This window comes from Ensifer sp. ENS02 (assembly GCF_014851885.1).
GTDB lineage: Bacteria > Pseudomonadota > Alphaproteobacteria > Rhizobiales > Rhizobiaceae > Ensifer > Ensifer adhaerens.
On sequence record NZ_JACVAO010000008.1, the window covers coordinates 12,271 to 36,891 of the forward strand.

A 24,621-nucleotide genomic window follows, 5' to 3' on the forward strand; every position below is an offset into this window, starting at 1 on the left:
AGCGCGCTGCATGGGTGTCCGCGCAGCGCGCTTCGCGCATTCGGGCCAAGGCGTATGTCTGCGTTCTAGTCGAAATAGTTGACGAGGCGCGTGTCGCCGACGGCATGGACGCGGCAGTCGACATCGAAGATCGCCTGCAACCGCGACGGCACGATCATGTCTTGCGGCGGTCCCTCGAAGGCGAGGCGGCCGCCCTGCATGGCGACGATGCGGTCGGAATAGGCGGAGGCGAAGTTGATGTCGTGCAGCACGACGACCACCGTCTTGGCGAAATCGTCGGCCAACCGGCGCAGGAGCTTCATCGTCTCGACCGCATGCTTGATGTCGAGATTGTTGAGCGGCTCGTCGAACAGCATGTAGTCGGTGTCCTGGCACAGCACCATGGCGATGAAGGCGCGCTGGCGCTGGCCGCCGGAGAGTTCGTCGAGAAAGCGGTTCTGGTAGGGTTCGAGCCCGAGATAGGCGATCGATCGGTCGATATGCTCCGCATCGGCCGCGGTCACCCGTCCCTTGGAATAGGGATAGCGGCCGAAGGCGACGAGGTCGCGCACGCTCAGCCGCGCGCTGATGTGGTTGTCCTGGCGCATGATCGACAGTCGCCGGGCTAGCACGTCGCCGGCGGCGCGGCTGACGTCGAGGCCGTCGACCAGCACCTTGCCCGTATCCATCGGCATCAGCCGGCTGACGATCGACAAAAGCGTCGACTTGCCGGCACCATTTGGGCCGATGATCGAGGTCAGGCCGCCTGCGGGTAGCGTCAGCGACACCCGGTCGACGACCGCGGTGCCGCCATAGGATTTCGTTACCTCTTGGATCTCGATCATCGCGCGGAGCCTCGGACGAGCAGGAAGATGAAGACTAGGCCACCGAAGAATTCGATGACGATGCTGAGCGCCGTGTTGAAGGAAAACAGCCGCTCGAGGATGACCTGGCCGCCGACGAGCGTCGCGACCGCGATAAAGACTGCGACCGGCAGGACGAAGCGGTGGCTGGCGGTGGGTGACAGCTGCCAGGCGAGACTTGCAACGAGCAGACCGAAGAAGGTGACCGGCCCGACGAGCGCGGTGGAGACCGAGACCAGCACGGCGATCAGCACCAGGAGAAGCGTCACCACGCGCTGATGGTCGACGCCAAGCCCGATCGCCGCCTCGCGCCCGAGCGAGAGCACGTCGAAGGTGGGCGACAACCGCCACAGGACGAAGGTCACGGCGAGGGTGGCTGCGGCGGCAATGCCGAGCAGGTTGGCATCGATACTGTTGAAGCTTGCAAACAACCTGTCCTGCAGGACGATGAAGTCGTTGGGGTCGAGAATGCGCTGCAGGAACGAGGAGAGGCTGCGGAACAGGCCCCCGAGAATGACGCCGACCAGCATCAGGAGATGCAGGCTACGGCTGCCGCCCGAAAAGAGGGCGCGGAACAGGAGCAGCGACAGGCCGACCATCACGGTCGTTTCGAGCGTGAACTGCATCTGCGGGTTCATGCTTGCCGCGCCGGCGGCGCCGAGGAAGAACACCATGACCGTCTGCAGCAGCGTGTACATGGCGTCGAAACCGATGATCGACGGCGTCAGGACGCGGTTACCGGAAATTGTCTGGAACAGCACCGTCGAGACCGCGATCGCGTAGGCGACCAGCACCATGCCGAGAAGCTTTGTGCCGCGGAAAGAGAGGATGAAGCTCCAGCTTCCCTTCGCGCCGATGGTCATGAAGGCGAACATCGACAGCAGCGCCAACGCAGCGGACGCAAGAAGGACGGTCGACGGAGAGATCCGCTTGGCATCAGCCTGCATGGGACCGCCTCGAAAGCAGGAGATAAAGGAAGACGAGGCTGCCGATCACGCCCATGACCGTGCCCACCGGCACCTCGTAGGGCGCAATCACCATCCGCCCAACGATGTCGCAGGCGAGAACCAGCCCAGCACCGGAGATGGCGACCACTGGCAATGTGCGCCTGAGATTGTCGCCAAGGGTCAGGCTGACGATATTGGGAACGACGAGGCCGAGGAACGGGATCATACCGACGGTCGCAACCACCGTCGCCGTGACCATGGAGACGATGGCAAGTCCGAGGGTGACCACCTTGTCGTAGTCGAGCCCGACATTGCGGGCGATCGCCTCGCCCATGCCAATGACGGTGAAGCGCGCGGCGGTCGCGTAGGCGACCAGCGTCAGCGCGAAACCGATCCACAGCAGCTCGTAGCGTCCGCGAAGGACGACCGAGAAATCGCCGGACATCCAGGCGCCCATCGACTGCATCAGGTCGTAGCGATAGGCGATGAAGGTGGTAACGGCGTTGACCACGCCGCCGAGCATGAGGCCGATCAGCGGCACCATCAGCGCCGAGCGCAGCGGAACGCGGCGCAGGATCTGCAGGAACAGCGCGGTTCCGGCAAGCGCGGTCAGGGTGGCGAAGGCCATCTTGCCTGCCACCGGCAGGCCCGGTGCGATCAGCATGGCCAGAAGCATTCCGAGGGCGGCGGACTCGGCGGTGCCGGCGGTCGACGGCTCGACGAAGCGGTTGCGCGCCAGCATCTGCATGATCGTGCCGGACACGGCGAGGCCGGCGCCTGCGAGCATCAGCGCCAGTGTGCGTGGCAGGCGGCTTTCGACGACCAGAAGCCAGCCGCGGCCGTCGTCGCTGGCCGCAAGACTGCCGACACCGGTAAAAACGCTGACGGCGGCAAGCAACAGGACGATCGGGATGGCGAACAGGACCGGCCTCATGGTTGCGTCACGCTCCAGCTGCTTTTCGTTCTGATCACCGCTCTCGTATCCGTGGCTGCATTTTTCCATCGACCGCCGTAACGAAACCCCTGAGGCTTGCGGCCGTGAGGAGGTGCTCGATCGAAGGCTCGCCTTAGTCATATATATGATCGGCTTCGTCAAGTTTTGTGAGGCGGGAATGACGCGGAATGCGCGCATTGCCCTCCCGGCAAAATCGCGCTAGGGAGGAGGAGAAAACATGAGGTAAATAGTCATGAATATATCTCCCTTCTCTAATGGTTTGCGCGGACTGCTCGTCGCGGCCGTGATGACGGTTGGCGGCGCATCGGTGGCGATGGCCGAAACACTGAAGATCGAACACAGCAGCGGCGTCACCGAGGTGGAGAAAAACCCGAAGACCGTGCTGGTCTATGATTTCGGCATGTTGGAAACGCTGGATATGCTCGGCGTCGCCGTCGCCGGCGTCCCCGGATCGGCCGTCCCGCCGTCGCTCGAAAAGTACAAGGCCGACACCTATGCGAAGATCGGCACGCTGTTTGAACCCGACTTCGAGGCGATCAATGCGGCGGAGCCCAACCTCGTCATCGTCGGCGGGCGGTCGCAGGCGAAATATGCTGAAGTCGCCAAACTGGCACCGACGATCGACCTGACCTCGGACGACAAGGATCTGATCGGCAGCGTCAAGAAGAATGCAGAGATCCTCGGCGAGATCTTCGGCAAAGAAGCCGAGATCAAGGCAAGCATCGCCAAGCTCGATTCCTCGATCGAGGCGCTGCGTGGCCTTGCTGCGGAACGTGGAACGGGTCTCATCCTGCTGACGACCGGCGGAAAGATCAGCGCCTATGGCAAGGGATCGCGCTTCGGCGCGTTGCATGACGTCTTCGGGATCAAGCCGGCCGATCCCGAGCTGCAGGTCGCGACCCACGGCCAGGCGGTTTCCTACGAATACATTCTCGAAACCAACCCCGACTGGATCTTCGTCGTCGATCGCGATGCAGCCATCGGCCAGCAGGCACAGCCGGCAGCGGCCCTGCTCGACAACGAACTCGTGCGGCAGACCAAGGCCTGGAAGGACGGACACGTCGTTTATCTCGACTCCGCCAAGCTTTACCTCACGGCATCGGGCCTGAAGTCGCAACAGGACATTGTCGATCAGCTGGCGCAGGCGCTGAGCAAGAAGTGATCGCAGCGGCGAGCCGCCTTGCGGTGTCGCCGCGTGGTGCCCGATTGCATCATTGAGTGACAGGCAGCGCGCCGCTTTCCAGGCGCGCTGATCATAGCTGCCTCTTTCGGCGTTGCCTGACGTCGCCGGGCGCGGTTTTCGTTGCTGGAGCGGATTTCGGAAAAAGGGGAGGCCAACACCAAATACCCTTAACTCTTACGGTATTTTTCCGGTGTTGGCTCCGTTTGGAAGAACGATAATATCTTGATTTAGAGATTTTCGCTTTTTTGCTAAATTTATTTTAGTTTTTACTTTTTTATATAGTTTATGCCCGGATTTAGATCCGGTCTTTATGTTGACTTGCTTTACGCTTACTCGGTGGAACGCTGACGCTACTCTCCGGAGGTCGAGGCTTCTCACGGCTGGAAGCGCTTGGTGGCGCTCAGCCGGTCCCTTTTGATCTTCCGGAACGAACGCTCAATTTGACACCAAATGGCGTGGCGCGGAAGATACCAATTCTAGTTAGTGGTTTGTAATTACTGACACTTTCTCGCCTAGCCATCGACCGCAAGCCATTGGCGCAGCGAGGAAATCCCCTGCTTTTTCAGGGGCATCTGCCGACCGGTACCTCCGCGCTTTCCACGCTTTGCGCTTGGCTTCGGGCTATCGTCGACAGCAGCGGACGGGCCTCCTAGTACCAACTAAGTATTCCTGCGTATATCGGAGCGGAAGAGGGGGGTTAAGCGCGGCTGCACGAGGCCGCCTAACTAATCCATTTATCGCGTGCCGTCGGGTCCGTCTTGGCAGAAATGCATAGGACGCTCGCTCTGCTGGGGGTATCCTAGAGGCTTGTTTTTGAGAGCGTTCCGCGTCTTGGTAAACAGAACGTTAGCAATATAACCCAAAGATGGTTCGATTTATAACGATTTAAGTGCCCTTCCGGCGCTTCTCTAATCCTTTTGGGCTGTTTCGTTGCGGAGATCTTTACGTTACATTAGCTATCGCGAATTTTATCGCACAGGAATAATCGTGACGCATAAGTGGTTCCGAATAAATTTTTTGAAAGTGGGGCGTGCCCACGGCCAGACCGGGGCACCCATAAAAATAAATGGAAAAATCCTAGGAGGGCGTAATGTATCCTGGAAGCTCCAAAGTGGGTGATTTTGAAGATAACAACAAGGCTTTGTCACAAAAGAAAAAAATCGTAATGCTCGCCAAGATCGACCTGTTCGCCGAATGCCTGATGCAGGCCGTCGGGTCCAGGTTTCAAGGGCACGATATCGTCAGCTTCTCCGATCCCGACAATCTGCTTGACGGTAGTCTCGTCGATGTCACGCTGATCATGCTGTACCGGATGCCTCCCAAGTCCTTTCCGGCTATCTTGCGGACCATTCACGAGTTCCACCCGCGGGCATCGATTGGCCTGGTGGTGGAGAATGCCGAGGAACTCGATCCGTCGATTGCCGGCTTCGTCGAAGAGCGCCTCATCCACGGCGTCCTGCCGTTGAACCTCAATCTGGATGTCTGCCTTGCAGCCATCGACTTACTGATGAAGGGCGGCGAACATTTCCCGGCGGCTCTGCTGCGGCGGCTTTCTCCCGAGCCTTTCGCGGCGAACAGCCTTTATGGCCGGCGCGGAGAGGCCCCGGGCCAGACGACCGTTTCGGGAACAGGACGGCGCAAGCGCGATGCTGGCCCCGACGGCCTGACGACACGCGAGGTCCAGATCCTCGATCTGATCTGCAAGGGCACGCAGAACAAGATCATCGCGGACCGGCTCGGGCTGTCGGAAAATACCGTCAAGGTTCACGTCCGCAACATCTATAAGAAGATGAACGTTCGCAACCGTACGGAAGCGGCGTCTCGATACTTCACCAACGATGCGGCGACGGAGCGCAACGGCGACGTTCTCCTGTCGCGTTGGAAGAACTAGGCGCGACGTAAGGCAGACATTTGTCTGCTTGAGGGCTTGGCCGTCGTCGAAGGCGTGCCAAGTTCTATTCGGCCCCAGGTGCGTTCTCCTGGGGCTGATTCCCGAAATCAAATGCTACTTTGAACCTGCCCCGGCGATTGGCCGGGCGGTCCCGCTGTGGCATGTCTCCTCGACAGGTGCGTGAAAGTTCGAAAGATCACACCGAAAATTACCCTAGAATATACTGGTAAATATTTCGTTACTTTTGGCCTGGATTGGCTGAAATGTAATCACATATGATTATGTCAATAGTAATTTGTTGTAATTTTGGATTATTTACTGGAAATAAATTCCATAAATATTGACTGGACGGTTCGTATTTGATAATTAGCTAATATTGAAATTGAGAATCTAAAAAATATTGATTGAAATTGAATAGTTTATTTTTTGTCGGGTTGTGCGTGTCGTTGTAATAAAGAGAATATTTTTATTATCTATTGCGCTCGCATCCCGTCTCCAAATCACCAACGAAAATGGTGAGTTTAATAATTGGAGGTGCGCATGCGAAAGGTCGTCACGGGACCGCTGTCCGTGGTCGGACAGCGGGAGTTTCTTAAGAAGATCGCAGGAATACCGAAGAGAATACTAGTAACGGGTGGAAGTGGTTTTCTCGGATCTCATATTTGCGAAAGACTTATTTCCCTGGGTCATACGGTCATCTGTCTTGACAACTTTTCGACCGGCCGGCGCGAAAATCTCTCTCATCTGGCGCAGGACCCCCATCTCCACATCATCGATCACGACGTTCGAAAGCCCTACCTGATCGATGCCGATGTCATCTTCAACTTTGCCTCCCCCGCGTCACCACCGGACTATCAGGCGGACCCGGTCGGGACATTGATGACGAACGTTCTCGGCGCGCTGCATGCGCTCGAAAACGCCAAGGCCACTGGCGCCACCGTCATCCAGTCCTCGACTTCGGAAGTCTATGGCGATCCGCTGACCAGTCCGCAGCGGGAAACCTATTTCGGCAACGTCAACACGATCGGGCCGCGAGCCTGCTATGACGAAGGCAAACGGTCGGCCGAGACGCTGTTCTTCGACTACCACCGGACTTACGGCGTGAAGATCAAGGTCGCGCGTATCTTCAACACCTACGGTCCGCGCATGCGTCCCGACGACGGGCGGGTGATATCGAACTTCGTCGTCCAAGCCCTGCAGGGCAAGGACCTGACGATCTATGGTGACGGGCACCAGACCCGGTCCTTCTGCTATGTCGACGACCTGATCGACGGTTTCCTCCGTCTTTCGGTCTCGGCCGACCCGTGCACCGGGCCGATCAACCTCGGCAATCCCGGAGAGTTCACGGTTCTCGAGCTCGCGCGAATGGTGCTTTCGATGACGGGCTCGCGCTCGCGCATCGTGCATCTGGCGGCGGCCACCGACGATCCCCGCCAGCGGCGACCCGATATCACCCAGGCGCGTGGTGAGCTCGCATGGGAGCCGAAGGTGATGCTGCGCGAAGGCCTTGAGCGCACGATCGCCCATTTCGACGAGCGCCTCAGTGCGGCCGGTCGCGCAGTGGCCGGAGAGGCGGTATGACATGTCTCGCGTCGCACTGGTCACCGGCGGAGCCGGCTTCATAGGCAGCCACACCTGCAAGCGTCTGGCTGAGCAGGGCATCGTTCCCGTCGTCTACGACAATCTCTCGACGGGGCATCGAGCCAACGTGAAATGGGGCCCCCTCGTGGAGGGGGCGATCGAGGACAAGGAACGGTTGGCGGCGGCTATCCGGACCCATTCGCCCGAATGCCTCATCCACTTTGCCGCATCCGCCTATGTCGGGGAATCGGTCGAGGATCCCGGAAAATACTACACCAACAATGTCGCCGGCAGCATCGCGCTTCTGGAAGCCTGCCGGGCGACCGGACTTGGACGCATCGTCTTTTCCAGCTCGTGCGCCACCTACGGCATCCCGCCGCAGCTGCCGATTACCGAGGACATGGTTCAGCTGCCGATCAATCCCTATGGCCGCACCAAGCTGATGATCGAACTGATGCTTGGCGACTATGCCCGTGCCTACGGCATCCGCTCGGTGGCGCTGCGCTACTTCAATGCGGCCGGCGCCGATCCGGAGGGGCAGCTGACCGAAAAACACGATCCGGAAACGCATCTCATTCCCCGTGCGCTGATGGCGGCGGCCGGGCGGATCGACAGGCTCGATGTCTTCGGCGACGACTATGCGACACCGGATGGCACCTGCATCCGCGACTACATCCACGTGACCGATCTTGCCGACGCGCATGTGGCGGCGGTGAACTATCTGCGCGACGGCGGCGAGGTGCTGCACGCCAATCTCGGTTCTGGCCATGGGACGTCGGTCCGGCAGGTGCTGTCGGCCATCGACCGGGTCACCGGTCGGCCGGTTCCGGTGCAGATGCTGCCGCGCCGGCCTGGCGACCCGCCGGTTCTCTATGCCGACACAAACTGGGCGCGCCAGAGGCTGGGTTTCCGTCCGCAGCTTTCGGACATCGACACGATCATCGCGACGGCCGCGCCGAGCTTCGGCCTGGAGGTGCGCTCATGAACTGGTCGCTGGAAACCGCGAAACCGGATGAGACGATCGCCTTCGGGCAGAGCCGGAAGGCCGCTTCGGCGCCCGCCGCCCTGTTTTCGGGCCGGCTGCGACTGCTCCATGTCCTCGGCATTGCCGCATGGTTTGGCGCCCTCCTGTATTTCTGGCAGTGGTGGCTTGATCCTGCCCACGTCGTCGACTGGCCGTCCTATGTGCTGATCACGGTGGTCGTCGGATGGATCACGCTGCTGCCGGTCTATTTCATCGTGATCTTTTCCGGCGCGAAGGTTATGGCGGCAAGCGCCGGCCCGGTGCCGCAGGGGCGGGTCGCGATGGTGGTGACCAAGGCGCCTTCGGAACCCTTTTCGGTGGTGCGCAAGACGCTGCTCGCCATGCTCGACCAGATCGGCTGCGAATTCGACGTGTGGCTCGCAGACGAAGATCCGTCACCGAACACGATTGCCTGGTGCGCGGCGCGCGGGGTGATGATCTCCACGCGAAAGGGCGTCGCAGACTACCATCGCTCTTCCTGGCCGCGCCGGACCCGGTGCAAGGAGGGAAACCTCGCCTATTTCTACGATCACTATGGCTACGAGCGCTACGATTTCGTCGCCCAGTTCGATGCCGATCATGTGCCGGAAACCACCTATCTCGTCGAGGTGCTGCGCCCGTTCAACGACCCGTCGGTCGGTTATGTCTCGGCGCCGAGCATCTGCGATGCCAACGCCGCCACCAGCTGGGCAGCGCGCGGGAGGCTCCACGCGGAGGCCAGCATGCACGGCTCGCTGCAGGCCGGCTACAACAACGGCTGGGCGCCGCTGTGCATCGGTTCGCACTATGCCGTTCGGACCAAGGCCCTGAAGCAGATCGGTGGGCTTGGGCCCGAACTTGCCGAAGACCATTCGACAACGCTGATCATGAATGCCCATGGCTGGCGCGGCGTGCATGCGCTGAACGCGATCGCCCATGGCGACGGACCGGCCAATTTCGCCGATCTCGTGGTTCAGGAGTTCCAATGGTCGCGAAGCCTCGTCACGATCCTGTTGAAATACTCGCCGGTCTACGTGCCGAAGCTGTCGCCGCGGCTGAAGTTCCAGTTCCTGTTCTCGCAGCTCTGGTATCCGCTGTTTTCGTCGTTCATGGCGCTGATGTTCCTGATGCCGATCGTGGCGCTCGTCTCCGGCCGGACCTTCGTCGCTGTCACCTATCCGGAATTTCTGCTGCATTTCGCGCCGCTCTCGCTGGTGCTGATCGCGCTTGCCTATTTCTGGCGCTCGACGGGCACGTTCCGGCCCTATGACGCACGCGTCCTGAGCTGGGAAGGCACGCTGTTCCTGTTTGCACGCTGGCCCTGGTCGCTGCTCGGTTGCCTTGCGGCGGTGCGCGATCATCTGACGGGCTCCTTCGTCGACTTCCGCATCACGCCGAAGGGTGGCGGTGCCGCCGCGCCTTTGCCGCTACGGGTGCTGATGCCCTATCTGGTGCTCGCCTTGGCGTCGGCTCTGGTCGCCTGGGGTATCTCCGATGCCGGCACGGCGCGCGGGTTTTATGTCTTCGCCGGCATCAACGCGCTCATCTATACGGGGTTGGTGGCGGTGATCCTCATTTGCCACGCACGCGAAAACCGGTTGGCCCTGATCCCGCGGTCGACGATGACGGCGGCGACGGCCGGGTGCCTGGTGCTGGTCTCGGTGCTCTCGGCTCAATCGGCCGTGCGCCATGGGGCCGAGGCAACCCAGGCGCTGTCGCACGGCCTGCAGTTCGTGAGCTTCACCGAAACGAGATACACGGTCGCCGGTGCCGGCAGCGGCACCAATCTCAAAACCGTTCGCTTCCGCCTGAAATGGAGAGGGTTTTCACAGCCATCCGACGGGCAGGCGCGCGGCGAAATCAGTGCATCGAATGTCATCCAGCAAAGTAACAGGGAAACGATAACGACCAGGAAGGTCGGTCGGTTTCATGTGCCGTCATGACGACGGCAAGCAGTCGAGTGTGTGTGGTCTCCAATGCGAGGAGAAATGCAATGAAAGGGTCGTTGAAAGTCATAGCTCTCCCGCTGCTGGTGCCTTTGGCAGCGGCCGCGGTCTATTTCGGCGCCGAGCCGGTCAAGGCGAAGATGGAAGTCAAGCCAAAGCCGCTCAGCGCCTATGAGGTCTACTCGCTCTACCGCAACAAGACCTGGGAATGGTCGACAGGCGGTGCCCGGTTCGAAGCCCACGGGCGCAAGCTCGTGGCGTTCGTCGACAAGGGCAAGGGCGATCGTTCCTTTGCCGAAGGCAACTGGTACGTCAGCGACCTCGGCATGATGTGCATGCAGGCCACCTGGACGACCTCGGCCAATGCCGGCAACGCCCGGAGCTGCTTCGGTCACGCCCGGATCGGCGACACGGTCTATCAACGCAAGGTGCCCAACGGGAAGTGGTACGTCTTCAGCCATGCCAAGCCCCGCGCCGGTGACGAGTACAAACGCTTCGTCGCACACGACAACATCACGGCCAAGGCACTCCGGCTGAAGGAACAGTTCCTGGCCAAGAAATAGACGTTCTGCTGCAGGAGGATGAAATGAAACGCAAATTGGCATTCGCGCTATGCACGGCTCTGGCTCTCCAGCTGGATCTCAGTGCAAGCTTGGTATCCGCGTTGGCGCAGGAGAAAGCCAATCCTGCGACCAGTGCAGAACAGACGATGAGCGATAAACGTCCGGTCATTCACCCGGGCGGAACGAAGTTCGGTGCCTATGATCCGCATGGCGATTTCGGCGCCCAGAGCGATGTCTCGACCGAGGCGCTGTTCCTGCCTTGGGAAGACGTGGACCTCGCCTCTCTGCAGGTCGCCGACGAGTACGCGCTCCAGCGCAATCGCAACCTGCTGATCACCATCGAACCCTGGTCCTGGTCGCTGGACTGGAAACTGACGCCGACGCAGCTTCGCGACCGCATGCTCAGAGGTGAGTATGACGCCAACATGGAAGCAATCGCCAACACGATTGCCGGGCTGAAGAGCCCAGTCATCGTGCGCTGGGGCCAGGAAATGGAAGATACGTCCGGGCGTTTCTCCTGGGCCGGCTGGGATCCCCAGGACTGGATCAAGGCCTACCGGCACGCGATGGACATCGTGCGGGCGAAAGCGCCAAAAGCGCAGATCATGTGGTCGCCCAAGGGGCTGCCGAACCTGGTCGATTACTATCCGGGCGATGACTACGTCGATCTCGTCGGCCTCTCGGTCTTCGGGCTCGAACCGTTTGACAAGATCGAATACGGCGCGCCGAAGACCTTCACCGAGGCACTGAAACCCGGCTACGACCTGGTCGCCAAATACAACAAGCCGATCTGGGTGGCCGAGCTCGGATGGGAAGGCAGCCAAGCCTATATGCAGCCCTGGATGAACGCCGCGACGCAAGCGGATTCGCAGTTCCCCAATCTCGCCGAGGTCGTCTACTTCAACGACCGCGACGTCATCGATTGGCCGCACGACCTTGGTCGGCCAAACTGGCGGGTGGTCAACGACGCCACGAACTGAGGCTCTCGCCGATGCGTGCCCCTCTTGGGGCACGTTGGGGTGTACACTGGGCGCGGCTGGCTCGCAGGCGCCTCAGGTCTCCAAAGTAAAAAGCCCCTCGCTTGAGGCGAGAGGCTGATTTGATTGGGCGGTGCCGTCCGGCCGATGCCGGACCTGACTTACTCGGCCGCCTGCGGACCCAGTTCGCCGCGACGGATCTGGTCGGCTTCGATCGACTCGAACAGAGCGCGGAAGTTGCCCTCGCCGAAACCCTCGTCGCCCTTGCGCTGGATGAATTCGAAGAAGATCGGGCCGATTACGGTTTTCGAGAAGATCTGCAAGAGGATCTTTGTCATGCCACCGTTCACGACACCTTCGCCGTCGATGAGGATGCCGTGCTTCTTCATCCGCTCGATCGGCTCATCATGGCCGTGCACACGGTCGTGAGACATGTCGTAGTAGGTCTCCGGCGGGCCCGGCATGAACTTCAGGCCATTGTCCGACAGCTTGTCGGTGGCATCGTAGATGCCTTCGGTGCCGACGGCGATGTGCTGGATGCCTTCGCCCTTGTACTTGCGCAGATATTCCTCGATCTGGCTCGTATCGTCCTTGGACTCGTTCAAGGGGATACGGATCTTGCCGCAGGGCGAGGTGATCGCGCGACTGACGAGGCCGGTGATGCGGCCGTCGATGTCGAAGAAGTGGATCTGCGTGAAGTTGAACAGTTCGCGGTAGAAGGCCCACCACTTGTCCATATTGCCGCGATAGACGTTGTGGGTCAGGTGGTCGAGATAATAGAAGCCGACGCCCTCGGGCTTCGGATTGCGCTCCCCGGTCCACTCGAATTCGGCCTCGTAGGCCGAGCCCTTGGCACCGTAAGTCTCGACGAAATAGAGCAGCGAACCGCCGATGCCGACGATCGCCGGGACATCGAGACACTTGTCCTTGCCTTCGTAAGGGATGGCGCCCTTCGAGACTGCATGCTCGAAGGCGTGCTTGGCATCGACGACGCGCCAGGCCATCGACGGGGCGCAGGGGCCGTGTTCGTCGACGAAGCGCATGGCGTGCGAGCCAGGCTCGGCGTTCAGGATGTAATTGATGTCGCCCTGGCGCCAGACGGTGATGTTCTTGCTTCTGTGTTTGGCGACCGGGCTGTAGCCCATGCGAGTAAAGAGCTCGGCCAGCTTTTCCGGTTCCGGATGGGCGAATTCGACGAACTCGAAGCCGTCGGTGCCGGCGGGATTGTCAGCGGTAATCGTTGCCGGCGGGGCGTCATGCGGGAAGGGGCCCATCGGAAGTCTCCTCTTATTCTTCCAAACTTTGCTGGAGTATGACGCAATTCCCATGCATGATGCTTGTATTCTTGCGCGGTTTAGACAGAATGGCGCACGAAACATGCAAAATTGCGTATTAGGATGCACGAATGGAGCAGCTTGACGGGTTCGATCTCAAGATCCTCAGCGAATTGCAGCGTGACGGGCATCTGACCAACAACGAACTGTCGGAACGCATCGCGCTTTCGCCGTCGCAATGTTCGCGCCGGCGCACCCGGCTTGAAGCGGAAGGCTACATCACCGGCTACCAGGCACAGATCGACCGGCAGAAGCTCGGCCTCGATCTGATGGTGGTGATCTCGGTCACGCTCGCCACCCACAATCGCGACAATGCCAAGCGCTTCGGCAAGCTCATTTCCGGCCTGCCGGAGGTGCTGGAGGCCTATGCGCTCACCGGCGAGATGGACTACCACATGCGGGTGGTGACGCCGGATCTTGCGGGGCTATCGCGCTTCGTCAACGACGTGCTTCTGCCGCACGACAGCGTGCAGCATGTGAAGACGTCGATCGTGCTTGAAACCTTGAAGAGCTTCGAGGGCGTGCCGATCCCCGAGCGGATGAAGGGCTGAAGCCTCAGGCAGAGGGCGGAGGGTCGAACCTGCCGATAGCGCGTTCCACTGCTTCCAGCCCGACGGCGAGCGCCTGTATCCCGGCCGGCCCCATCAGCGTGTCGAGTTCCGCCTGATAGCGGACGGCGAGCTCCGTCAATTCGCCATAGGCCCGGATGCCGGTCTTCGTCAGTTCCAGATGTTCGATGCGGCGGTCGTTTTCGTCTTCGCGCCGCGTCAGCCAGCGGCGTTTTTCGAGCAAGGCGACGGCGCGGCTGACCTTGGTCTTGTGCATGGCCGAGTGCGCGCCGACTTCGGTGGCCGTCATCGGGCGGCTTGTGCTGCCGAGGGCGGCCAGAGTGCGCCATTCCGGGCGCGTGAGCTGGTAGCGCGCCTTGTACTGGGCGGCAAAGCGCAGCGCGACGAATTCCGCGGCGCGGTTCAGCCGATAGGGTAGGAAGGCATTGAGTTCGAAGCCATCGGCGGCCATCGGGCATCCTTGATAGTTACAAAATCGATAGTTACGATTGCAACTAATATGCCGAAGGCGACGCCTGCGTCCACCCTGGGAAAAGGCCGCCGCCGCGGTATTTGGAATTGCGCCGGACCTGTGAACAGGTCGCTTCGCGAAGCCGAAGCAGGGTGCCATGAGGAGGAGGATCGACGATGCTGGACAAGGCAGGAAAACAGGCCGGGACACAGGCCAAGGCCAACGAAGCGCTTGGCTACATGCCCGGCTTCGGCAATGATTTCGAGACCGAGAGCCTGCCGGGCGCCCTGCCGCAAGGGCAGAACAGCCCGCAGAAATGTGCCTATGGCCTCTATGCCGAGCAGCTTTCGGGCTCCCCCTTTACCGCGCCGCGCGGCACCAACGAGCGGTCCTGGCTTTATCGCATCCGCCCGAGCGTTCGCCACACCGGACGTTTCAACAAAATCGACTATCCGCATTGGAAGACGGCGCCGCACGTCGCCGAGCATTCCCTGGCGCTTGGCCAGTTGCGCTGGAATCCGCTGCCGGAGCCGACGGAAAAGCTGAACTTCCTGCAGGGCATCCGCACGATGACGACGGCGGGCGATGCGCCGACGCATTCGGGCATGGCAGCGCATGCCTATGCCTTCAACGCCGACATGGTGGACGACTATTTCTTCAATGCCGACGGCGAGCTGCTGATCGTTCCGGAAATGGGCGCGATCCAGGTGTTCACCGAGCTCGGCAAGATGGACGTCGAACCCTCCGAGATCTGCATCGTGCCGCGCGGCACCATGTTCAAGGTGACGCGGCTTGGCGACGAGAAGGTCTGGCGCGGCTATATTTGCGAAAACTACGGCGCCAAGTTCACGCTGCCGGATCGCGGTCCGATCGGCGCAAACTGCCTGGCCAATCCGCGCGATTTCAAGACGCCGGTCGCCGCCTTCGAGGAGAAGGAGACGCCCTGCCGCGTGCATGTGAAGTGGTGCGGCGGTTTCCACGTAACCGAGATCGGCCATTCGCCGCTCGACGTCATCGCCTGGCATGGCAACTACGCGCCCTACAAATACGACCTCAAGACCTATTCGCCTGTTGGCGCGATCCTCTTTGACCATCCGGATCCGTCGATCTTCACGGTGCTGACGGCGCCCTCGGGCGAAGAGGGCACGGCGAATATCGATTTCGTAATCTTCCCGCCGCGCTGGCTGGTGGCTGAACACACTTTCCGTCCGCCCTGGTACCACCGCAACATCATGAGCGAATTCATGGGGCTGATCTACGGTCGCTACGACGCAAAGGAAGAGGGCTTCGTGCCTGGCGGCATGAGCCTGCACAACATGATGCTGGCGCATGGGCCCGATGCGTCGGGCTACGACAAAGCGACGAATAGCGAGTTGAAACCGGTGAAGCTCGACCATACGATGGCCTTCATGTTCGAGACCCGCTTCCCGCAGCAACTGACCCGCTACGCCGCCGAACTGGAGACGTTGCAGGACAACTACATCGACTGCTGGACGGATCTGAAGAAGCGGTTCAACGGGACGCCGGAAGGCGATTGGTCTTGAGTACACGCCTGGTTTTGCTCGGCAGCAAGGGCGGTCCGGCGATCCGGCCGGGCGGCCCGTGGCCGACGTCGTCTCTGCTTCAAATCGGCGGCCGGACGGTTGTCGTCGATTGCGGCCTTGGCGTCACGCGCGGACTGACCGATGCCGGTGTGGCGCTGAAGACGCTGGACCTGATCGTCATTACCCATCTGCATTCGGATCATGTGCTGGAACTCGGGCCGCTCATTCACACGGCCTGGACCGCGGGGTTGTCGCAGCCGGTACGTGTGTTCGGCCCCGCAGGCACCCGCGCTTACTGGCAGGGCTTCCTGCAATCGATGGCCTTCGACATCGAGATCCGTATCGTCGATGAGGGCCGGCCCGACCTGCGGATGCTGGTCGAGGTCATCGAGTTTTCGGAAGGCGAGATCTTCTCCGAGAACGGCCTGACGCTCTCGGCGCTGCGCGTCGACCATCCGCCGGTGACCGATTGCTTTGCGCTTCGGTTCGACGATGCGGAAGGCTCGGTCGTGTTCTCGTCCGATACAGCCTATTTCCCGCCGCTTGCTGATTTCGCCAAAGGAGCTGACATCCTCGTGCATGAGGCGATGCTCGCCGAAGGCGTCGACCGGCTGGTGGCGCGCACCGGCAATGGCGCGCGGCTGAAGGAGCATCTGCTGGCGAGCCACAGTTTCGCCGAACAGGCGGCGGCGATCGCGGCGGCTGCCGGCGTCGGCCGGCTGGTGCTGCATCACCTCATCCCCGCCGACGACCCCGAGATATCTGAGGCCCACTGGATTGCGGCGGCTCGCAAAAACTGGGCGGGCGCCTTGACGATCGCCACCGACGGCCTTGTTGTGAAGATTGCGGACGATTCGTCCGCGTAAAGGAATTCCGCGACGGCCGCGAAGCGGTCTTCGGTCTGGAACAATGAGAAGTTTGAGAGGGAGGACTGCATGAAACTGGCGACACTCAAGGACAGTACGCGCGACGGAAAGCTCGTGGTCGTCTCCCGCGATCTTACCCGCTGCTCGGAGGTCGGGCACATCGCCCGCACGCTGCAGGCAGCGCTCGACGACTGGGCGCATGCGGGCCCTCGGCTTGCGCGCGTCGCCGAAGGGATCGAGACCGGTTCGCAGCCGACGATCCGCTTCCATGAACATGATGCGCTGTCGCCGTTGCCGCGCGCTTACCAATGGGCCGACGGCTCGGCCTACGTCAATCACGTCGAGCTGGTGCGCAAGGCCCGCAATGCCGAGATGCCTTCAAGCTTCTGGACCGATCCCTTGATGTACCAGGGCGGCTCCGACAGCTTCATTGCGCCGCGCGATCCGATCCCGCTTGCCGACGAGACCTTTGGCGTCGACATGGAGGGCGAGGTCGCCGTCATCGTCGACGACGTGCCGATGGGTGCGACCATCGACGAGGCACGGGCGGCGATCCAGCTCGTCATGCTCGTCAACGACGTGTCGCTGCGCGGGTTGATCCCGGCCGAGCTTGCCAAGGGTTTTGGTTTCTTCCAGTCAAAGCCGTCGTCGGCCTTTTCGCCGGTTGCCGTTTCGCCGGATGAACTGGGCGACGCCTGGGACGGCGGCAAGCTGCACCTGCCGCTCCAAGTCGACCTCAACGGCAAACCCTTCGGCCGCGCCAATGCCGGCATCGACATGACCTTCGATTTTGCGCAGCTGGTCGCGCATGCGGCCAAGACCCGGCCGCTTTCCGCCGGCACGATCATCGGTTCGGGCACCGTTTCCAACAAGCTCGACGGCGGACCGGGCAAGCCCGTTGCGGAAGGCGGTGCCGGCTATTCCTGCATCGCTGAACTCCGGATGATCGAGACGATCGCCGGCGGTGCGCCGAAAACCCAGTTCCTGAGGGTCGGCGACGTCGTGCGCATCGAGATGAAGGACAAAACCGGTCATTCCATCTTCGGAGCTATCGAGCAGACCGTCGAAGCTTACAACACAGTCGCAAACGGCTGACTGACACGAACGGGCAAGGCATGAGCGAGACCGTCCTTTACGATTACTGGCGTTCGTCGGCGAGCTATCGGGTGCGCATCGCGCTCAACAGCCTCGGTGAAAGCTATCGTTCTGTGCCGGTCGACCTGCTTGCCAAGGCACACAAGGCGCCGGAGCATCTGGTCCGCAACCCGCAAGGGCTCGTGCCTGTCCTTGAGATCGATGGCGAGCGCTTCACGCAATCGCTCGCCATCATCGAGTACCTCGCCGAGACCTGGGCAACCTCCGGCTTCCTGCCGGATGACGCCATCGGTCGTCAGCGGGTGCGCAGCCTGTCCTATGCGATAGCCATGGACATCCACCCCGTCTGCAATCTCAGCGTTGTGTCCCACGTCATGGCCAATGCCGAGGACAGCGAGGCGGCGCGGCGCAACTGGATGCGCAAGTTCATCGGCGAGGGGCTTGCCGCCTTCGAACGGTTGCTCGACCATTCCGCGACCGGGCGCTTCTGCCATGGCGACATGCCGACCATGGCGGATTTCTGCCTTGTGCCGCAGGTCTACAATGCCCGCCGATGGGACGTCGATCTTTCGGCCTGTCCGCGGCTGGTCGCGATCGACCAGAACTGCGCGGAGATCGAGGCTTTCGCCCGCGCGCACCCGGACCGCACGCCGCGCTGAGGGGCCACGCGGCTTCTCGCTTGATCCCTTCTCCTAGCACCTTCGGGCGCGCCCGCATCCTGCGGGCCGCCTTCTCTGGCCGGTTCCGTCAAGCGAATGTCGCGAATGGATCGACGGCGGCGAAAAGGCCGCGCTAGTTTTTGTATGACTGGCCGTATAAGGGGGGCCGGAAAAACCTCTGGAGCGAGAGACATACCGATGAAAAGCTATGTGCTGAACGTCAGCTGCAAGACCACCCGTGGCATCGTCGCCGCGATCACCGGCTATCTCGCCGAAAAGGGCTGTTATATCTCCGACAGTTCGCAGTTCGATGACCTCGAAACCGGCCTGTTCTTCATGCGTCTCAGCTTTATCAGCCAGGAAGGCGCAAAACTCGACGAGTTGAAGGCAGGTTTCGAAGCGGTGGTGAAGCGCTTCGACATGAACGCCGAGATCCGCGACAGCGAGGAGCGCATGAAGGTGCTGCTCATGGTGTCGCGTTTCGGCCATTGCCTCAACGACCTGCTCTATCGCTGGAAGATCGGCGCACTGCCGATCGACATCGTCGGTGTCGTCTCCAACCACTTCGACTACCAGAAGGTGGTGGTCAACCACGATATCCCGTTCCACTGCATCAAGGTGACGAAGGAGAACAAGCCGAAGGCGGAAGCCCAGCTGCTGGAACTGGTCGACCAGACCGGCGCCGAACTGATCGTGCTTGCCCGCTACATGCAGGTCCTGTCCGACGCGCTCTGCAAGAAGATGTCGGGCCGCATCATCAACATCCATCACTCCTTCCTGCCGTCGTTCAAGGGCGCCAACCCCTACAAGCAGGCCTATGAGCGCGGCGTGAAGCTGATCGGCGCGACGGCGCATTACGTCACCGCCGACCTCGACGAAGGTCCGATCATCGAGCAGGACATCGCCCGTATCACTCATGCCCAGAGTGCTGAGGACTATGTCTCGATCGGCCGTGACGTGGAAAGCCAGGTGCTGGCGCGCGCCGTGCACGCTCATATCCACAACCGTTGCTTCATCAACGGCAACCGTGTCGTCGTCTTCCCGCCGAGCCCGGGCTCCTATGCTTCCGAGCGTATGGGGTGAGGCGTCAGGCAAATCGCATGCTGAAAACGAGAAACGCCGCCGGTTCGACCGGCGGCGTTTCTCGTAGGTTGGAGCGCGAGGCGACCGGAACGCGCTACGCTATTGCAACAGCTCTAGCCCGACCGCCGTCGCCTCGCCGCCGCCGATGCAGAGCGAGGCGATGCCGCGCTTGACGCCGTTGGCGCGCATGGCGTGAAGCAATGTCACGATGATGCGGGCGCCGGATGCGCCGATCGGATGGCCGAGTGCGCAGGCGCCGCCGTTGATGTTGACGATCTCGTCCGACAGGCCGAGGTCGCGGATCGCCGCCATCGCCACCACGGCGAAGGCCTCGTTGATTTCGTAGAGGCCGACGCTGCCCTTCTCCCAGGCGAGCTTTGCCAGCAGCTTGTCGATTGCGCCAATCGGGGCGGTCGTGAACCAGGCCGGCTCCTGCGCGTGGCCCGCATGGCCCGCGACGATAGCAAGCGGGGTCAGCCCACGCTTTTCCGCTTCGCTGGCGCGCATCAGGATCAGCGCCGCTGCCCCGTCTGATATCGACGACGAATTGGCGGCCGTCACGCTGCCGCCGTCGCGGAAGGCGGGTTTCAGCTTCGGGATCTTTGACGGATCCGATTTGGTCGGCTGTTCGTCGCGGTCGAGATTGGCGGTCTGGCGCTTGCCGGCGCCAGCGACTGACACGACTTCCGCGGCAAAGGAACCATCCTCAGCTGCGCGGGTTGCGCGCTCCAGAGATCGCAGCGCAAAGCCGTCCTGATCGGCGCGCGAGAACTGATAGTGCTCGGCCGTGTCCTCGGCATAGGTGCCCATCAGCCGGCCGGAATAGGCGTCTTCGAGGCCGTCGAGGAACATGTGGTCCTTGACTTCGCCATGACCCAGGCGGAAGCCGCCGCGCGCTTTCGGCAGCAGATAGGGCGCGTTGGTCATCGACTCCATGCCGCCGACCGCAAGCACCGACGCGCTACCGGACAGCAGAGCATCGTGGCCAAGCATCAACGCCTTCATGCCGGAGCCGCAGACCTTGGAGATGGTCGTCGACGGCGTTTCCTTGCCGAGGCCGGCGCCAAGGGCTGCCTGGCGCGCCGGGTTCTGGCCAATGCCGGCCGGCAGCACATTGCCCATCAACACCTCGTCGACAGCATCAAGGCCGGCACGATCGAGTGCGGCTTTGAGCGCTATGGCGCCGATTTCCGGCGCGGTCAAATCCTTGAGGCTGCCCTGAAAGGCGCCCATTGGTGTGCGGGCCGCCGAAACGATGACGATCGGGTCAGTTCTGCTCATGTCTTTCTCCCATACGGCAAAAGGCAATGGTTGGCGCGAGTGCGTGCCCCGCGTGTGTCCTTCTCCCCGCGTGGCGGGGAGAAGGTGGCCGGCAGGCCGGATGAGGGGCACTTTTGCCCCAACCGCCCCTCGACGTCAGATATGCAGCGCGTGCCCCAGCGCCTTCAACGCAGACTCCTGGAAAGCTTCCGATTGCGTCGGATGCGCATGGATCGTACCGGCGATGTCTTCGAGGCGCGCGCCCATTTCGATCGCCAGGCTGAAGCTTGCCGAGAGTTCCGAGACGCCGTGGCCGACGGCCTGGATGCCGAGCACCAGGTGGTTGTCGGCGCGAGCGACGATGCGAACGAAACCGTCTTCGGCAAGCGTCGTCATGGCGCGGCCATTCGCCTGGAAGGGGAACTGGCCGATCTTGATCTCGATGCCGCTCGCACGCGCCTCGTCGGGCGAGAGCCCTGCGGTGACGATCTCCGGATCGGTGAAGCAGACGGCCGGGATGCAGCGCTTGTCCCAGCTACGCTTGTAACCGGCGACGATCTCCGCCACCATTTCCCCTTGCGCCATGGCGCGGTGCGCCAGCATCGGCTCGCCGGTGACGTCGCCGATCGCATAGATGCCGCGCATGGACGTCCGGCACTGGTCGTCGATGCGGATGAAGCGGCCAGTGCGGTCGAGGTCGATTTCCTCAAGGCCGAAGCCCTCGGTCACGGGTTTGCGGCCGACGGTGACCAGCACCTTTTCGGCGGCGACATCGATTGCGCGGCCGTTGTGTTCGGCTTGCAGGCTGCCGGTTTCGGCGGAGTAGCTCTTGGCGACCGTCTGGGTGAAGACCTCGATGCCGAGTTCGCCGAGACGCTTGGCGATCGGTTTCGTCAGATCGGCGTCATACAGCGGCAGAATGCGCGGCTGCGCTTCGAGTACGGTCACGTGGCTGCCGAGCTTGGCGAAAGCGGTGCCAAGTTCGAGACCGATGTAACCGCCGCCGATGACGGCGATGCTCTTCGGCACGCTTTTCAGCGACAGGGCCTCGGTCGAGGAAATGATCGACCCGCCGAAAGGCAGGTCGGGCAGCTCGACCGGCGCCGAGCCGGTGGCAATGACGATCGTCTCGGCGCGGATGCGCTGCAGTCCGATCTCGGTCTCGACATCGACGGTCTTGCCGTCGACGAAACGGGCGGTGCCGATCACCGCCTTGACACCCGCCTTCTTCAGAAGGCCGATGACGCCGCCGTTCAGCCGTCCGACGATGCCGTCTTTCCAGGCGATGGTGCGGGCGAGGTCGATTGTCGGATTGGCGAGCGACAGACCGAGCGGGCTGCGGCCGGAAGCGGCCGAGCGCAGCTTATGAAACTCTTCCGCCGCGTGGATGAGGGCCTTGGAGGGAATACAGCCGACATTGAGGCAGGTGCCGCCGGCTTTCGCCTTTTCGACGATGACCGTGTCGATGCCGAGCTGGCCGGCGCGGATTGCGCAGATGTAGCCGCCGGGGCCGGCGCCGATGACGAGCAGCTTGCAGGAAATTTCCTTCATGATCGCCTCAGGCCTCCACGAAAATAAGCGCCGGCGTTTCGAGCAGGGTCTTCAGCCGCTGCACGAAGACGGCCGCATCCCAGCCGTCGATGACGCGGTGATCGAAGCTCGAGGACAGGTTCATGATCTTGCGCGGCACGAACTGCGTGCCATCCCAGACCGGGCGGACGGCGAGCTTGTTGACGCCGATGATCGCGACTTCCGGATGGTTGATGACCGGCGTGGAGACGATGCCGCCGAGCGCGCCGAGCGAAGAGATGGTGATGGTCGATCCGGTGAGCTCGTCGCGGGTGGCCGTGCCGGTGCGGGCAGCGTCCGCCAGGCGATTGAGCTCGTTGGCACAATCCCAGATGCCGCGGGCTTCGGCATGGCGCACGACCGGAACGGTGAGGCCGGCCGGGGTCTGCGTCGCGATGCCGATATGCACGCCGTGATGGCGGCTGATGATGCCGGCGCCGTCGTCGAAAGTGGCATTGACGGCGGGTTGATCGGCAATGGTGCGCACGAGCGCGCGCATCAGATAGGGCAGGATGGTCAGCTTCGGCTGGTCGGGTTTGCGGTCGCGGTTCATCGTCGTCCGCAGGTCCTCGAGCGCCGTCATGTCGACCTCTTCCACATAGGTGATGTGGGGAATGCGCGAGGTCGAAAGCGACATCTTCTCGGCGATGCGACGGCGAAGGCCGGTTACCTTGATCTCGTCGACGGCGGTCTTGCGCTGCAGGCCGGCCGGCGCAAGCGCCGGCTGAGCGCCGCGGGCGATGAACTGATCGAGATCGTCATGGGTGATGCGGCCAGCCGGACCGGTGCCGGTCACCTGGCGCAGATCGACGCCGCTTTCCTTGGCGCGCAGGCGCACCGCCGGCGAGGCAAGGGCCTTCTCCAATCGTTCGCCGGCGGCATGTGCGCCGTTGGCGTGGACACCGTTCGTGGTCGGTGCCTTGACCTCGACCTTGGCGGGCTGGGCCGGCTTGGAGACCGACGCGGGCGCCTCAGTCTTCACTGCGGGTTTTTCTTCCACCTTCGCGACAGGCTTCTCTTCCACGGGAGCAGCCGTTTCGCCTTCGCCTGATATTTCGATGCGCACGAGCGGCGCCTTCACCGCAACGGTGTCGCCCACCTCGGCGCCGAGCCAGAGCACGGTGCCGGTGACGGGCGAGGGGATTTCGACGGTCGCCTTGTCGGTCATCACGGCGGCGAGCACCATGTCCTCGCGCACGGGGTCACCGGGCTTCACATGCCATTCGACGAGTTCAGCCTCGGCCACGCCTTCGCCGACATCGGGCATCTTGATTACGAATTCGCCCATGTCAGGCCTCCATCACTTCGACGAGCGCGCGTCCGACGCGCGCGGGGCCGGGGAAATAGTCCCATTCCTGGGCGTGCGGGTAGGGCGTGTCCCAGCCGGCGACGCGCACGACGGGCGCTTCGAGATGGTAGAAGCAGTGCTCCTGCACGAGGGCGGCCACTTCGCCGCCGAAGCCCGACGTCAGCGTCGCTTCGTGCACGACGACGCAGCGCCCGGTCTTTTCCACCGACTTGACGATCGTATCGAGGTCGAGCGGCAGCAGACTGCGCAGGTCGATCACCTCGGCGTCGATGCCGGTTTCCTCGGCAGCCGCGAGCGCCACGTGCACCATGGTGCCATAGGCGACGACGGTGACGGCGGAGCCCTCTCGGCGGACTTCCGCCTTGCCGATCGGAACGGTGTAGTGGCCTTCCGGCACCTCGCCGAGATCGTGTTTCGACCAGGGAATGACTGGCCGGTCATGGTGGCCGTCGAAGGGACCGTTGTAGAGCCGCTTCGGTTCCAGGAACATCACCGGATCGGGATCCTCGATCGAGGCGATCAGCAGGCCCTTGGCGTCGTAGGGATTGGAGGGCACGACGACTTTCAGGCCGCAGACATGGGTGAAAAGCGCTTCGGGGCTCTGGCTGTGCGTCTGGCCACCGAAGATGCCGCCGCCGGTCGGCATGCGCAGGACGATCGGGCAGGTGAAATCACCGTTGGAGCGGTAACGAATACGGGCCGCTTCCTGGGTGATCTGGTCGTAGGCCGGATACATATAGTCGGCGAACTGGATCTCGACGCAGGGCTTCAGCCCGTAGGCGGCCATGCCGATCGCCGTGCCGACGATGCCGCTTTCGCTGATCGGCGCGTCGAAACAGCGGGTCTTGCCGTATTTCGCCTGGAGGCCTTGCGTGCAACGGAAGACGCCACCGAAATAGCCGACGTCCTCGCCGAAGACGACGACATTGTCGTCGCGCTCCATGGAGACATCCATGGCGCTGCGCACGGCTTCGATCATTGTCATTCTGGCCAT

At 62.1% G+C, this 24,621-nt stretch carries 22 protein-coding genes; 13 read left to right on the top strand and 9 right to left on the bottom strand.

Going from position 1 to position 24,621, the window contains the following annotated elements:
- Nucleotides 1-65: 65 nt before the first annotated feature.
- Genes IB262_RS17630 through IB262_RS17640 form a run of 3 tightly spaced genes read right to left on the bottom strand, consistent with a single transcriptional unit; the run spans nucleotide 66 to nucleotide 2,723 of the window.
- A complete protein-coding gene (locus IB262_RS17630; RefSeq protein WP_060517449.1) occupies nucleotides 66-824 on the bottom strand; it encodes an ATP-binding cassette domain-containing protein in 759 nt (252 codons plus the stop codon).
- Nucleotides 821-1,789 (bottom strand): iron chelate uptake ABC transporter family permease subunit, encoded by a 969-nt coding sequence (locus IB262_RS17635; RefSeq protein ID WP_112976343.1) that lies wholly within the window; start codon nucleotides 1,787-1,789, stop codon nucleotides 821-823. Before IB262_RS17635 ends, IB262_RS17630 begins: the two co-directional genes overlap by 4 nt.
- The gene (locus tag IB262_RS17640; protein WP_112976402.1) at nucleotides 1,779-2,723 is read right to left on the bottom strand and encodes an ABC transporter permease; all 945 of its coding nucleotides are present in this window, start codon (nucleotides 2,721-2,723) and stop codon (nucleotides 1,779-1,781) included. The genes IB262_RS17635 and IB262_RS17640 overlap by 11 nt, the downstream gene beginning before the upstream one ends.
- A 253-nt stretch (nucleotides 2,724-2,976) precedes the next feature.
- On the opposite strand from IB262_RS17640, the gene IB262_RS17645 reads away from it, so the two are divergent.
- The 7 genes from IB262_RS17645 (at nucleotide 2,977) to IB262_RS17675 (ending at nucleotide 11,891) form a co-directional block, all read left to right on the top strand.
- Nucleotides 2,977-3,906, top strand: coding sequence for a siderophore ABC transporter substrate-binding protein (locus IB262_RS17645; RefSeq protein ID WP_034787212.1), 930 nt, complete (start codon nucleotides 2,977-2,979; stop codon nucleotides 3,904-3,906).
- Between the two features lie 1,111 nt (nucleotides 3,907-5,017).
- Nucleotides 5,018-5,818 carry a response regulator transcription factor gene (locus tag IB262_RS17650; RefSeq protein WP_060517453.1) on the top strand — a complete coding sequence of 267 codons (801 nt, stop codon included), beginning with the start codon at nucleotides 5,018-5,020 and terminating at the stop codon, nucleotides 5,816-5,818.
- 540 nt (nucleotides 5,819-6,358) lie between these two features.
- Nucleotides 6,359-7,399, top strand: coding sequence for a UDP-glucuronic acid decarboxylase family protein (locus IB262_RS17655; protein ID WP_082566281.1), 1,041 nt, complete (start codon nucleotides 6,359-6,361; stop codon nucleotides 7,397-7,399).
- 1 nt (nucleotide 7,400) lies between these two features.
- Nucleotides 7,401-8,384, top strand: a complete 984-nt coding sequence (gene galE / locus IB262_RS17660; RefSeq protein ID WP_034787210.1) for a UDP-glucose 4-epimerase GalE — start codon at nucleotides 7,401-7,403, stop codon at nucleotides 8,382-8,384.
- Nucleotides 8,381-10,345 (top strand): glycosyltransferase family 2 protein, encoded by a 1,965-nt coding sequence (locus IB262_RS17665; protein ID WP_112976344.1) that lies wholly within the window; start codon nucleotides 8,381-8,383, stop codon nucleotides 10,343-10,345. Before galE ends, IB262_RS17665 begins: the two co-directional genes overlap by 4 nt.
- 50 nt (nucleotides 10,346-10,395) lie before the next feature.
- Nucleotides 10,396-10,911: a DUF995 domain-containing protein gene (locus tag IB262_RS17670; protein WP_034787207.1), complete on the top strand. Its 516-nt coding sequence runs from the start codon at nucleotides 10,396-10,398 to the stop codon at nucleotides 10,909-10,911.
- Between the two features lie 23 nt (nucleotides 10,912-10,934).
- Nucleotides 10,935-11,891 (top strand): glycosyl hydrolase, encoded by a 957-nt coding sequence (locus IB262_RS17675; RefSeq protein WP_112976345.1) that lies wholly within the window; start codon nucleotides 10,935-10,937, stop codon nucleotides 11,889-11,891.
- Nucleotides 11,892-12,049: 158 nt separating this feature from the next.
- On the opposite strand, the gene hppD is transcribed toward IB262_RS17675, so the two are convergent.
- The gene (gene hppD / locus IB262_RS17680; protein WP_112771875.1) at nucleotides 12,050-13,162 is read right to left on the bottom strand and encodes a 4-hydroxyphenylpyruvate dioxygenase; all 1,113 of its coding nucleotides are present in this window, start codon (nucleotides 13,160-13,162) and stop codon (nucleotides 12,050-12,052) included.
- Nucleotides 13,163-13,293: 131 nt separating this feature from the next.
- On the opposite strand from hppD, the gene IB262_RS17685 reads away from it, so the two are divergent.
- Complete coding sequence (locus IB262_RS17685; protein ID WP_034787199.1) at nucleotides 13,294-13,773, top strand: Lrp/AsnC family transcriptional regulator; 480 nt, start codon at nucleotides 13,294-13,296, stop codon at nucleotides 13,771-13,773.
- Between the two features lie 4 nt (nucleotides 13,774-13,777).
- On the opposite strand, the gene IB262_RS17690 is transcribed toward IB262_RS17685, so the two are convergent.
- A complete protein-coding gene (locus IB262_RS17690) occupies nucleotides 13,778-14,242 on the bottom strand; it encodes a MarR family transcriptional regulator (protein ID WP_060581235.1) in 465 nt (154 codons plus the stop codon).
- A 176-nt stretch (nucleotides 14,243-14,418) separates the two neighbouring features.
- Here IB262_RS17690 and hmgA point away from each other — a divergent pair, with 176 nt between their 5' ends.
- The 5 genes from hmgA (at nucleotide 14,419) to purU (ending at nucleotide 19,489) form a co-directional block, all read left to right on the top strand.
- On the top strand, nucleotides 14,419-15,786 hold the full coding sequence (hmgA, locus tag IB262_RS17695) for a homogentisate 1,2-dioxygenase (protein ID WP_112976346.1): 1,368 nt from the start codon (nucleotides 14,419-14,421) through the stop codon (nucleotides 15,784-15,786).
- The gene (locus IB262_RS17700) at nucleotides 15,783-16,652 is read left to right on the top strand and encodes an MBL fold metallo-hydrolase (RefSeq protein WP_192493720.1); all 870 of its coding nucleotides are present in this window, start codon (nucleotides 15,783-15,785) and stop codon (nucleotides 16,650-16,652) included. Before hmgA ends, IB262_RS17700 begins: the two co-directional genes overlap by 4 nt.
- A gap of 69 nt (nucleotides 16,653-16,721) precedes the next feature.
- On the top strand, nucleotides 16,722-17,747 hold the full coding sequence (locus IB262_RS17705) for a fumarylacetoacetate hydrolase family protein (RefSeq protein ID WP_034787188.1): 1,026 nt from the start codon (nucleotides 16,722-16,724) through the stop codon (nucleotides 17,745-17,747).
- A 20-nt stretch (nucleotides 17,748-17,767) separates the two neighbouring features.
- Nucleotides 17,768-18,406, top strand: a complete 639-nt coding sequence (gene maiA / locus IB262_RS17710) for a maleylacetoacetate isomerase (protein ID WP_112976348.1) — start codon at nucleotides 17,768-17,770, stop codon at nucleotides 18,404-18,406.
- Nucleotides 18,407-18,604: 198 nt separating this feature from the next.
- Nucleotides 18,605-19,489, top strand: coding sequence for a formyltetrahydrofolate deformylase (gene purU / locus IB262_RS17715; protein WP_034787183.1), 885 nt, complete (start codon nucleotides 18,605-18,607; stop codon nucleotides 19,487-19,489).
- Nucleotides 19,490-19,588: 99 nt separating this feature from the next.
- Here purU and IB262_RS17720 read toward each other — a convergent pair whose 3' ends face one another.
- The 4 genes from IB262_RS17720 to IB262_RS17735 all read right to left on the bottom strand — a co-directional run bounded on the left by IB262_RS17720 (nucleotide 19,589) and on the right by IB262_RS17735 (nucleotide 24,621).
- Nucleotides 19,589-20,770: an acetyl-CoA C-acyltransferase gene (locus IB262_RS17720; protein WP_112976349.1), complete on the bottom strand. Its 1,182-nt coding sequence runs from the start codon at nucleotides 20,768-20,770 to the stop codon at nucleotides 19,589-19,591.
- 135 nt (nucleotides 20,771-20,905) lie between these two features.
- Nucleotides 20,906-22,300: a dihydrolipoyl dehydrogenase gene (gene lpdA, locus IB262_RS17725; RefSeq protein ID WP_112976350.1), complete on the bottom strand. Its 1,395-nt coding sequence runs from the start codon at nucleotides 22,298-22,300 to the stop codon at nucleotides 20,906-20,908.
- A gap of 7 nt (nucleotides 22,301-22,307) precedes the next feature.
- Nucleotides 22,308-23,606, bottom strand: coding sequence for a dihydrolipoamide acetyltransferase family protein (locus IB262_RS17730; RefSeq protein ID WP_112976351.1), 1,299 nt, complete (start codon nucleotides 23,604-23,606; stop codon nucleotides 22,308-22,310).
- Between the two features lies 1 nt (nucleotide 23,607).
- On the bottom strand, nucleotides 23,608-24,621 hold the full coding sequence (locus IB262_RS17735; protein ID WP_034787163.1) for an alpha-ketoacid dehydrogenase subunit beta: 1,014 nt from the start codon (nucleotides 24,619-24,621) through the stop codon (nucleotides 23,608-23,610).